Here is a 10,456-nt window from a genome sequence, read left to right as displayed (position 1 = left end):
GCCCTTCATCTGGACCAAGAGCGCTCGCGACATCCTGCAGAAGGTCATCCGCGCAAACAGCCGCTTAAGTTCCAAACAAAATGCAGCACTACACTAGAAGGTCCTGCAGTGGCCAAAAGGAGAGGCGTTGCCATGAACACCCGTCCGATCTTCCTCGTGCTCGCCGCGAGTTGGATTTCCCTGGCGGGCGCCACGACGATGGGGGCCGGGGATTGCAGTGCGCCGCAACCCCACACTGATCTGTCGCATTGCGACCTGTCGCACCGCAAGCTCGCTGGACTGAACCTCAGCGGTGTGAACCTGGCGGGGGTGATGCTCGACAATGCCGACCTACGTGGCGCCAGGCTGTTCGGGGCGGACCTGCGCGGCAGCAGTGCGAAATGGGTGAACTTCGCCGGCGCCGACCTGCGCGAGGCGGATCTGCGCAAGGCGGATCTGTTCCATGCCACCTTGGATGACGCCAACCTCGAGGCGGCGCGCATGCAGGAGTCCAATCTCTTCGGCGCCAACCTGATCAACGCGCGCGCGGTGCGCGCCGATCTTTCCGGGGCGTACCTCAAGGACGTGCTGATGGAGGGCATCGACCTGTCGGGCGGGTCGATCCGTGGCTGCTATGCGTTCCGCGGCGTATTCACCGACGGACGGATGATCGGCACTGATCTGTCCGGCGCCGATCTCACCGGCGCGGCGATGGAGGATGTCGACTTCAGCGGCGCCAGCCTGCGCGAGACGAAGCTGCTTGGCGCCATGCTGCGGCGGGCGCGTTTCGGGCAGGCCGACCTCGCCGGTGCCGCGTTCACCAACGCCGACGTGTGGGATGCCGACTTCAGTGGCGCGATCAACCGTCCGCAGTCCGCCGAGGATGCGCTGATCGAGCCCTTCGTGGTGCGCGAGCGCCGCTGAGCGCCGGAGCGCCCAGCCCTAGGCCCCCTCTACCAGATTGCTCGGCCGGCCGGCGACGAAGTTCTCGATGTTGTCGATGAGCTGGTCGGCGAGCGTCTGCTGCGCCGCGTCCGAGGCCCAGGCCACGTGTGGCGTCAGGATCACGTTGGGGCGTGCGGCGATGCGCATCATTGGGCTGTCGGCGGCGGGGGGCTCGCCGTCGGTGACGTCGAAGCCGGCGCCCGCGATCAGCCCCTCGTCCAGGGCCTGCGCCAGCGCCTGCTCGTCGACCAGGCCGCCACGGGCGGTGTTGATCAGCAGCGGCCGCCGCGCCATGGCGCGGAACTCGGGCATTGCGATCATGCCGCGTGTCTCGGCGGTGAGCGGGCAGTGCAGGGTGATGATGTCGCTGCTGGCGAGCACCTCGTCCCAGGGCGTGTACAGGCGGCCGGGGCTGGGCCTGCCCTTGCGCGCGGCGAACAGCGGCTCCATGCCGAAGGCGCGCGCGATGTGCGCCACGCGCTGGCCCAGTATGCCTTCACCGATGATGCCCAGGCGCGCGCCGTGCAGGTCCCGCACCGGATGGTCGAAAAAGCAGAACTGCCCGGCGCGCTGCCAGGCGCCGGCGATCACGTCCTCGCGGTAGGCGATGAGGTTGCGCCGCAGCGCGAGCATGAGCGCGAAGGTGTGCTCGGGCACCGTATCGACCGCGTAGCCGCGGATGTTCGCCACTGCGATGCCGTGCGCGCGGCACCAGGCCTTGTCGACGCAGTCGGTGCCGGTTGCGGCGACCGTGATCAGGCGCAGTTCGGGCAGCTGCGCGAGCGCCTGGGCGTCGAGCGGCACCTTGTTGATGATCGCGATGCTGGCCCCTTGCAGGCGCTCGACCACCTGCGCGGGCGGCGTGCCCGCGTGGAGGACCAGCTCGTGCGGGAACGCGGGGGTGCGCAGGCGAATCTGCGGCGCGAGGGTGGCGCGGTCGAGAAAGACGATCTTGTGCATGGCGGGTGTCCTGGTGGCGCGGCCGGGTGGGTGATGGGCGATGAAAGTGACGGAAGGAGGGGGCGGCGAAGCGGGAGCCAGCGCGAAGGATAAGCCACCGCGCCGGTGCGGCGGGACAAGGCCGGCCGCGAGCAGGTACAGTTCGCCTCCTCCACAAGAAGGTGTCGTGTCCCCGATGAAGAAGAATCTCTGGCTGCTGGCGATTGCCCAGGGCCTGTTCCTGACCAACAACGTGGTGTTCATCGCCATCAACGGGCTGGTGGGCTTCAGCCTCGCGCCGGTGGCGTGGATGGCGACGCTGCCGGTGATGGGCTACGTGGTGGGCGGGGCGCTGTCGACCGGACTGGTGGCGCGCACCCAGCGACGCTGGGGGCGGCAGGTGTCTTTCCAGCTCGGCCTGCTGGTGGCGCTGGTGACCACCCTGCTGTGCGCCTTCGCACTGTCGATCGGGAGCTTCTGGCTGCTTGTCGCGGGCACGGTGATCGCGGGCTACTACAGCGCCAACGGCCAGCTCTACCGCTTCGCCGCCGCCGAGCTGGCGCCTGCCTCCTTCCGCGAGAAGGCGGTGTCGCTGGTGCTGGCCGGCGGTCTCATCGGCGCGGTGATCGGCCCCAACCTGGCCAACTATACGCGCGAGGCCATGGGCGCGCCCTTCATGGGTTCCTATCTCGCGCTGGCGGTGGTAGCGCTGGTGTCGATGGCGGTGATGGCCGGCATCCGCTTCCCGGCCGAGCCGGTCAGGACGGCGGGGGCTGCCGGCGGCCGGCCGCTGGCCGAGATCGTCCGCCAGCCGGTATTCATCGTGTCGACGTTGGGCGCAGCAATGGGCTACGGCGTCATGAACCTGCTCATGGCGGCGACCCCGCTGGCCATGGACGTGTGCGGCATGCCGTTCTCGGATGCCGCGCTGGTGCTCGAGTGGCACGTGATCGGCATGTTCGCACCGGGCTTCTTCACCGGTCACCTGATCAAGCGCTTCGGCGTGTTGCAGATCATGGGCGTGGGCGTGGTGCTCAACCTGGCCTGCATTGCGGTGGCGCTCTCGGGGCAGGACCTGCACCAGTTCCTGATCGGCTTGTTCCTGCTCGGCGTGGGCTGGAACTTCCTCTTCACCGGCAGCACCACGCTGGCGATGCAGGCCTATCTCCCCGAGGAAAAGGACAAGGCGCAGGCGGCGATCAACTTCGCCGTGTTCGCGGTGATGGCGCTGACCTCGTTCGCCTCGGGTGCGCTGGTGACGACGCAGGGCTGGACGCTGCTCAACGTCGGCTCGCTGCTGCCGGTGGGCGTCACCGGTGCGGCGCTGGTCTGGCTGGCGCTGCGTCAGCGTGCGGCGGCGGGGCGGGGCGCGTGAACTTCCTCGCCCATGCGCTGCTGGCCGGCGATGTGCCGGCGCTCGTCGTGGGCGGGGTGGCGGGCGACTGGGTGAAGGGTCCCTTGCCCTGCGGCCTTCCGGCCGACCTCGCGCGCGGCGTGGCGCTGCACCGCGCGATCGACGCCTTCGCCGAGACCCATCCGGCCTTCTGCGCCAGCCGCGCGCGGGTGTCTGCCGGGCGGCGGCGCTACGCGGGCGTACTGGTGGACATCTTCTACGACCATCTGCTGGCGCGTGACTGGACGCGCTACGGCATGGCGCAGGGCGCGGCGCCCCTGTCGGAATATTGTGCGGGCGTCTATCGACAGCTCGCCGCGCGCCGGGCCGAGCTGCCCGAAGCGTCGCACCACGCGCTCGAGCTGATGGCGCGCGAAGACTGGCTGCAGTCCTACGCCGGGCTCGAGGGCATCGCCGACGTGCTCGCGCGCATGTCGCGCCGCGTGCGGCGGCCCAACCCGCTGGCGGGCGGTGAGGCGGAGTTCGTCGCTGCGGTGGAGGGCTTCGAGCGCGATTTTCGTGTGTGGCTGCCGGATGCGCAGCGCTTCGTGGCCGGCTGGCTGACCGCGCGCTGAGCGATCGCCCGTTGCGTTTCAGTGGAAATCCCGGCTGGGCGCGGCCAGCTTGTCGAGCAGGGCCGAGTGGTCGACGACGCGGCTCGCCACCAGATGCACGACCCGGCCCTGGCGGCTGATCTGCCCGAACACGCCCATCAGCCGGGCGCCGAGCAGGATGCGGCGCTGCTGCTCGAAGAGCTCGGGGCGGACGATCACGTTGGTGAGTCCGGTCTCGTCCTCCAGCGTCACGAACAGCGTGCCCTTGGCGGTGCCGGGGCGCTGGCGGCAGGTCACGAGACCGGCGCCGCGCGCGAGCATGCGGTCGGGCGCGGCGGCGATGTCGGCGGCGGTGAGAAAGCGCAGCCCCGCGAGTTGGTCGCGCACGAAAGACAGCGGATGGCGGCCGAGGGTGAAGCCGAGGCGGGCATAATCCGCGAGCAGATCCTCGGTCTCGGCGGGCGCGTTCAGCGTGGCAGCGACGTCGCCGCCCGGGGCCTGGGCGAGCAGCCCGGGCAGGGGCGCGGCGCCACTCGCCTGCCAGAGGGCCTGGCGGCGATGGCCGGCGAGATTGGCGAGCGCACCACCGGCAGCGAGCGTGCGCAGGTCGCCGGCGTCGAGCCGGGCGCGCGCGGCGAGGTCCTGGGTGTTGGTCAAAGCGTGCTCGGTGCGTGCGGCGGCGATGCGTGCCGCGGCCTCGCGTGCCAGACCGCGGATCATGCGCAGGCCGAGGCGGACCGCGGGCTGCGAGGTCACGGGCGCCGCGGCGCTTGCAGCCACCTGTCCGGGCTCCGTCGTGGTACCCCCCGCAGGCTCCAGCGTGCAGTCCCACTCGCTCACGGTGACGTCCGCCGCGCGCACCTCCACCCCGTGACGGCGTGCGTCCTGGATCAGCTGCGAGGGCGAATAGAAGCCCATCGGTTGACTGTTGAGCAGCGCGGCGAGGAAGGCCGCGGGCTCGAAGCACTTCAACCAGGCCGAGGCGTACACCAGCAGCGCGAAGCTGGCGGCGTGGGATTCGGGAAAGCCGTAGCTGCCGAAACCCTCGATCTGCTGGCACAGGCGCTGGGCGAAGTCGGGGTCGTAGCGGTTCTTCGCCAGCCCGTCGAGCAGCTTCTGGCGGTAGCGCTCGAGCTCGCCCTTGCGCCGCCAGGCGCCCATCGCGCGGCGTAGCTGGTCGGCCTCGCCGCCGGTGAAGCCGGCCGCGACCACCGCGAGCTGCATCACCTGCTCCTGGAAGATCGGCACGCCGAGCGTGCGCGCAAGCACGCCACGGATATCGTCGCGCAGGCCGGCCATCGGGTCCTCGCCGCGCGCCACGCGATCGCGTGCCTGCAGGTAGGGGTGGACCATGCCGCCCTGGATCGGGCCGGGGCGCACGATGGCGACCTCGACCACCAGGTCGTAGAAGCGGCGCGGCTTGAGCCGCGGCAGCATGGTCATCTGCGCGCGTGACTCGACCTGGAACACGCCGACCGAGTCGGCGCGCGACAGCATCTCGTACACCTGCGTCTGTTCGCGCGGGATCGTCGCCAGCGTCAGCGGCCGGCCGCGCCAGGCCGACACCAGCGCCAGGCCGCGGCGCAGCGCGGAGAGCATGCCGAGCGCGAGCACGTCGATCTTCATCAGCCCGACCGCGTCGAGGTCGTCCTTGTCCCACTGGATCACGGTGCGATCGGCCATGGCGGCGTTTTCCACCGGCACCAGCTCGTTGAGCCGGCCGCGCGCGATGACGAAGCCGCCGACGTGCTGCGACAGGTGGCGCGGAAAGCCGATGAGTTCCTCGGTGAGGGCAACCAGGCGGCGGGTGACCGGGCTGGCGGGGTCGAGCCCGACCTCGGCGAGGCGCTCGGGCAGGATGCGGTGGCCGTCGAACCAGTGATGCGCGCGGGTGAGGCGCTCGATCAGCGCCTCGTCCAGACCGAGCGCGCGGCCGACGTCGCGCAGCGCGCTGCGGGCGCGGTAGCGGATCACGGTGGCGGCGAGTGCGGCGCGGTCCCGGCCGTACTTGCGGTAGATGTACTGGATGACCTCTTCGCGGCGGTCGTGTTCGAAGTCGACGTCGATGTCGGGCGGCTCGTTGCGCTCGCGCGAGATGAAGCGTTCGACCAGCATGATGCCGAGCTGCGGGTCGACTTCGGTGATGCCGAGCGCCCAGCACACCACCGAGTTGGCCGCCGAGCCGCGCCCCTGGCACAGGATGCCGGCGATGCGGGCGAAGCGGACGATGTCGTGCACGGTGAGGAAATAGGGCTCGTAGCCGAGCTCGGCGATCAGTGCCAACTCGTACTCGATCTGCGTGCGTACCGAAGCCGGCGCGGGGTCGTCGGCGGGCTGGGGCGGCGTGGCGGTGGGTGCCGGGGTTGCGATGCGCAGCGGCGCCGGCGGGTCGGTGCACGGGGCCGTGGACGACGCATGGCCGGCGCAGGCTGGTGGCACGGGTGCCACGGTGTTACCGGCGCGAACGGAGACCTGCGCGCCGAAGCGCCACATCAGCCCGCCTTCGACCAGGCGGCGCAGCCAGCTCGCCGGAGTTTCGCCGGCGGGGACGAGTTCGGCCGGGTATTCGTAGCGCAGCTCGTCCAGGCTGAAGCCGCAGCGCGCGGCCACGGCGAGGGTTTCGGCCAGCAGTGCGGGCGGGTAGCGGCTGGCGAGCGTGGCGTGATCGTGCAGGCGGCGTTCGCCGTTGGGCGCGAGCGCCAGGCCGGCTTCAGCCACGCTGCAGTGCAGGCGCAGCGCAGTCATCACATCGGCCAGCGGGCGGCGGGCGGCCTCGTGCATCAGCGCGCCGCTGGCGGCGACCAGCGGCAGGCCGGCGCTGCCGGCGATGTGATCCAGCCAGTGCAGGCGGCGGTCGTCCACGCCGTCGAGCAGGGCCGTCATCACGATCCAGCTGCGGCCGGGAAACAGCGTGCCCAGCCAGCGCGCGTCGGCGGCGAGCGCTGCCGCCGCCTCGTCCAGCCCATGCAGGGGCGGAAAATGCGGCGGTGGCACGAGCAGGGCCAGGCAGTCGTCGAGACGCTGCGCAGGGTCGGCTTCGAGCATTTCCCGGTCGATGTGGTAACACCCCTTGTCGGCCGCACGCCGGGCCTGGGTGATGAGCCGCGAGAGCTGGCCGTAGCCCCGCCGGTTCGCGGCCAGCAGCACGACGTGGGGCCCATCCGCGAGCTGGAACTCGCTGCCGATGATCAGCTTCGGACGGTCTTTGACGGGCATCTCCTGCAGTGCACGATGCGCGCGCACCACGCCGGCCAGCGAGCATTCGTCGGTGATCGCGATTGCCGCATAGTCCAAGGCCGCAGCCCGCTCGATGAGCTCCTCGGGGTGCGAGGCGCCGCGCTGGAAGCTGAAGTTGCTCAGGCAGTGAAGTTCGGCATACGGGATGGGCATGCAAAACTGTAAATAAATACAGTTTTTCTCGCAAGGCTTACGGCTGATCGTGAATGCTGGACACTGTCTTGGGGTCTACCGCAGTCGCATGTGCCAAGTGCGCTGTTAAACTCTCGGACTCGTTCGCCTTTCCTGTCGCGGTCGCCGATCGCGTATGTCCTTCACTGCCCGGCCGGCATGGCCGTCAAGGAGTCCTTCATGAGCTTCACCAAGTCCCGCAAGGTGCTGTTCGGCGCGCTGGCGCTCGCTTTCGCCGTTTCGAGCCCGGTGTACGCGCAGCAGAAGTCGGTCGCCATCACCGCGATCGTCGAGCATCCGGCCCTCGACGCGGTCCGGGATGGCGTCAAGGAGGCGCTCGCGGCCGCGGGCTACGAGGACGGCAAGAACCTCAAGTGGCAGTACCAGAGCGCCCAGGGGAACACCGGCACCGCGGCACAGATCGCGCGTAAGTTCGTCGGCGACAAGTCCGATGTGATCGTCGCCATCGCCACGCCCTCGGCGCAGGCCGTGGCAGCCGCGACCAAGGATATCCCCCTCGTGTTTTCGGCGGTGACCGATCCCGTGGCCGCCAAGCTGGTGCCTTCGATGCAGCCCTCGGGCACCAATATCACGGGGGTGTCGGATGCGCTCGAGCTCGACAAGCAGATCGAACTGATCAAGCGTGTGGCGCCCGCTGCCAAGCGCGTGGGCATGGTGTTCAACCCAGGCGAGGCCAACTCGGTCGTGGTGCTCGAGCAGATGCGCGAGCTTCTGCCCAAGCACGGCATGAGCCTGGTCGATGCCGCTGCGCCGCGTTCGGTGGATGTCGGCTCGGCTGCGCGCAGCCTGATCGACAAGGTCGATGTGTTCTACACCAGCACCGACAACAACGTGGTGTCGGCCTACGAGGCGCTGGTCAAGGTCGGCATGGACGCCAAGATCCCGCTCGTGGCTGCCGACACCGACAGTGTCGCGCGTGGCGCGGTGGCCGCGTACGGCATGGACTACAAGGCCATTGGCGTGCAGACCGGCGAGATGGTTGTGCGCATCCTCAAGGGCGAGAAGGCGGGTGACATTGCCTTCGAGACCAGCAACAAGCTGTCCCTGCATGTGAACCCGGGCGCCGCGCAGAAGCAGGGCGTCACGCTGGCAGAAGACCTCGTCAAGGACGCGGCCAAAGTCATCGAGTAATCGCGTTCAGGCTCGGTCCAGGACCGGCCGGATCGCTCCGGCCGCCGCGGGCGCTCCTGTCAGGGCGCCCGCGTCGTCTTTCAATCAACGGTATTTCCCATGTCCCTCTACACCCTGCTCGGGGCGCTGGAGATCGGCCTGATCTTCAGTCTCGTCGCCCTCGGCGTGTACATCTCGTTCCGGCTGCTGCGCTTTCCTGACCTGACCGTGGATGGCAGCTTCCCGCTCGGCGGCGCGGTCGCCGCGACCATGATCGCCGCCGGCTACGATCCCTTCACCGCCACCATCGTGGCGACGCTCGCCGGTGCGGTCGCCGGACTGGTCACCGGCTGGCTCAACGTCAGCCTCAAGATCATGGACCTGCTCGCCAGCATCCTGATGATGATCGCGCTCTACTCGATCAACCTGCGCATCATGGGCAAGCCCAACGTGCCGTTGATCATGGAGCCCACTGTCTTCAACCTGCTGCAGCCCGAGGCGATGGCCGACTATGTGTTCCGCCCGCTGCTGCTGGTCTTTGTCGTGCTGGCGGTCAAGCTCGCCCTGGATGCCTACTTCGCCACCCAGAGCGGGCTGGCGATTCGCGCCACCGGCTCGAACGCGCGCATGGCGCGCGCACAGGGTGTCAACACCGGGCTGGCGGTGCTGGCCGGCATGGCATTGTCGAACGCGCTGGTGGGCCTGGCCGGTGCGCTGTTCGCGCAGACCCAGGGCGGGGCGGACATCTCGATGGGCGTGGGCACCATCGTCATCGGCCTGGCGGCGGTGATCGTCGGCGAGAGCCTGCTGCCTTCGCGCAAGCTCTACCTGGCGACCATCGCGGTGATCGTCGGCGCCATCGTGTATCGCTTCTTCATCGCGCTCGCGCTCAATTCGGACTTCATCGGTCTGCAGGCGCAAGACCTCAACCTCGTCACCGCGGTGCTGGTGACGGTCGCGCTGGTGGTGCCCAAGCTGCGCGCGCACTGGTCCGGAAAGAAGGTGAACTGACATGTTGAAAGCAACCGACCTGCGCCTCACCTTCAACCCCGGCACACCGATCGAGACGCAGGCCCTGCGCGGCATGTCGCTCGAGATCCCGACCGGGCAGTTCGTCACCGTGATCGGCTCCAACGGCGCCGGCAAGTCGACCTTCCTGAACGCCGTCTCCGGCGAGCAGCGTGTCGACAGCGGCACCATCGAGATCGACGGCATCGACATGACCCGCCAGCCGGTGTGGGGGCGGGCGCGCCATGTGGCGCGGGTGTTCCAGGACCCGCTCGCCGGCACCTGCGAGGACCTGACCATCGAGGAGAACATGGCGCTCGCCAAGATGCGCGGCGAGCGCCGCGGCTTCTCATTCGCGGTCAAGCCGGCACTGCGCGAGGAGTTCCGTGCCCAGCTGTCCACGCTCGGACTCGGTCTGGAGAACCGCCTGTCCGATCGCATCGGCCTGCTCTCGGGCGGCCAGCGCCAGGCGGTGAGCCTGCTGATGGCGGCGCTGCAGCCCTCGCGCCTGCTGCTGCTCGACGAGCACACCGCAGCGCTCGACCCGCGCACCGCGGCCTTCGTGCTGGAACTCACCGTGCGCATCGTTGCGGAGCACAAGCTCACGACGATGATGGTCACGCACTCGATGCGTCAGGCGCTCGACGTTGGCCAGCGCACCGTGATGCTGCACCAAGGCCGCGTCGTGCTCGACGTCTCCGGCACCGAGCGCGAAGGCCTCGACGTGCATCACCTGCTCGACATGTTCGAGAAGGTGCGCGGCGAGGAGATCGACGACGACGCGCTGCTGCTGGGGTAGCGCGTCGGTGTTGCAGGGCGCGCCGTGCCGGTGACGAACGCCAAGATGGGGTACCGCGGCCTCGAATAGCCCGGGCATGTCTCGAAATTTTGCGTTTGTGATGAAGATTTTCGAGATTGTGTCCGCGGCTTGTTTCGGCCATCAGCTGCCCGTCCTCCTCTCCACAATGCAGCCATCCTGATGGCCGCTGGGCCTCGAAAGCTGTCATTGCCTCAAGCACGTCGCTCCGCTGTCCTCATCCCTTCTGATGGACTTGTCGTGCGTCGCCGATGTCGCGCCGGGCGTGAGCGACGATGACAA

At 69.1% G+C, this 10,456-nt stretch carries 8 protein-coding genes; 6 read left to right on the top strand and 2 right to left on the bottom strand.

What is annotated here, in order from left to right; translation table 11 throughout:
• Positions 1-132: 132 nt before the first annotated feature.
• Entirely contained in the window at positions 133-903 is a 771-nt protein-coding gene (locus tag ACPT9U_RS16700; RefSeq protein ID WP_435751772.1) for a pentapeptide repeat-containing protein, read from the top strand.
• Between the two features lie 18 nt (positions 904-921).
• On the opposite strand, the gene ACPT9U_RS16695 is transcribed toward ACPT9U_RS16700, so the two are convergent.
• Positions 922-1,884 (bottom strand): D-2-hydroxyacid dehydrogenase, encoded by a 963-nt coding sequence (locus tag ACPT9U_RS16695; RefSeq protein WP_435751771.1) that lies wholly within the window; start codon positions 1,882-1,884, stop codon positions 922-924.
• Between the two features lie 175 nt (positions 1,885-2,059).
• Between ACPT9U_RS16695 and ACPT9U_RS16690 the strand changes: the two genes are divergently transcribed.
• Together ACPT9U_RS16690 and ACPT9U_RS16685 are read left to right on the top strand one after the other, a co-directional pair.
• Positions 2,060-3,238 (top strand): MFS transporter, encoded by a 1,179-nt coding sequence (locus tag ACPT9U_RS16690; RefSeq protein WP_435751770.1) that lies wholly within the window; start codon positions 2,060-2,062, stop codon positions 3,236-3,238.
• Entirely contained in the window at positions 3,235-3,831 is a 597-nt protein-coding gene (locus tag ACPT9U_RS16685; protein WP_435751769.1) for an ACP phosphodiesterase, read from the top strand. Before ACPT9U_RS16690 ends, ACPT9U_RS16685 begins: the two co-directional genes overlap by 4 nt.
• An 18-nt stretch (positions 3,832-3,849) precedes the next feature.
• On the opposite strand, the gene ACPT9U_RS16680 is transcribed toward ACPT9U_RS16685, so the two are convergent.
• Complete coding sequence (locus ACPT9U_RS16680) at positions 3,850-7,200, bottom strand: error-prone DNA polymerase (protein WP_435751768.1); 3,351 nt, start codon at positions 7,198-7,200, stop codon at positions 3,850-3,852.
• A 198-nt stretch (positions 7,201-7,398) separates the two neighbouring features.
• Here ACPT9U_RS16680 and ACPT9U_RS16675 point away from each other — a divergent pair, with 198 nt between their 5' ends.
• The 3 genes from ACPT9U_RS16675 to ACPT9U_RS16665 all read left to right on the top strand — a co-directional run bounded on the left by ACPT9U_RS16675 (position 7,399) and on the right by ACPT9U_RS16665 (position 10,156).
• Entirely contained in the window at positions 7,399-8,370 is a 972-nt protein-coding gene (locus ACPT9U_RS16675) for an ABC transporter substrate-binding protein (protein WP_435751767.1), read from the top strand.
• 99 nt (positions 8,371-8,469) lie between these two features.
• A complete protein-coding gene (locus ACPT9U_RS16670) occupies positions 8,470-9,360 on the top strand; it encodes an ABC transporter permease (protein ID WP_435751766.1) in 891 nt (296 codons plus the stop codon).
• A 1-nt stretch (position 9,361) separates the two neighbouring features.
• Positions 9,362-10,156: an ABC transporter ATP-binding protein gene (locus tag ACPT9U_RS16665; protein WP_435751765.1), complete on the top strand. Its 795-nt coding sequence runs from the start codon at positions 9,362-9,364 to the stop codon at positions 10,154-10,156.
• The last annotated feature ends 300 nt before the right edge of the window (positions 10,157-10,456 follow it).

The sequence above is a fragment of the Thauera sp. AutoDN2 genome, from assembly GCF_051280715.1.
Taxonomy (GTDB): Bacteria; Pseudomonadota; Gammaproteobacteria; order Burkholderiales; family Rhodocyclaceae; genus Thauera.
Note: the sequence above shows the minus strand (reverse complement) of the source record. Positions and strands in the feature narration are given on the sequence as shown.

Excerpts from the sequence above, each read along its gene's own strand:
- ACPT9U_RS16700 (WP_435751772.1), top strand. The coding sequence starts at position 133 with ATGAACACCCGTCCGATCTTCCTCGTGCTCGCCGCGAGTTGGATTTCC.
- ACPT9U_RS16695 (WP_435751771.1), bottom strand. The coding sequence starts at position 1,884 with ATGCACAAGATCGTCTTTCTCGACCGCGCCACCCTCGCGCCGCAGATT.
- ACPT9U_RS16690 (WP_435751770.1), top strand. The coding sequence starts at position 2,060 with ATGAAGAAGAATCTCTGGCTGCTGGCGATTGCCCAGGGCCTGTTCCTG.
- ACPT9U_RS16680 (WP_435751768.1), bottom strand. The coding sequence starts at position 7,200 with ATGCCCATCCCGTATGCCGAACTTCACTGCCTGAGCAACTTCAGCTTC.
- ACPT9U_RS16675 (WP_435751767.1), top strand. The coding sequence starts at position 7,399 with ATGAGCTTCACCAAGTCCCGCAAGGTGCTGTTCGGCGCGCTGGCGCTC.
- ACPT9U_RS16670 (WP_435751766.1), top strand. The coding sequence starts at position 8,470 with ATGTCCCTCTACACCCTGCTCGGGGCGCTGGAGATCGGCCTGATCTTC.
- ACPT9U_RS16665 (WP_435751765.1), top strand. The coding sequence starts at position 9,362 with ATGTTGAAAGCAACCGACCTGCGCCTCACCTTCAACCCCGGCACACCG.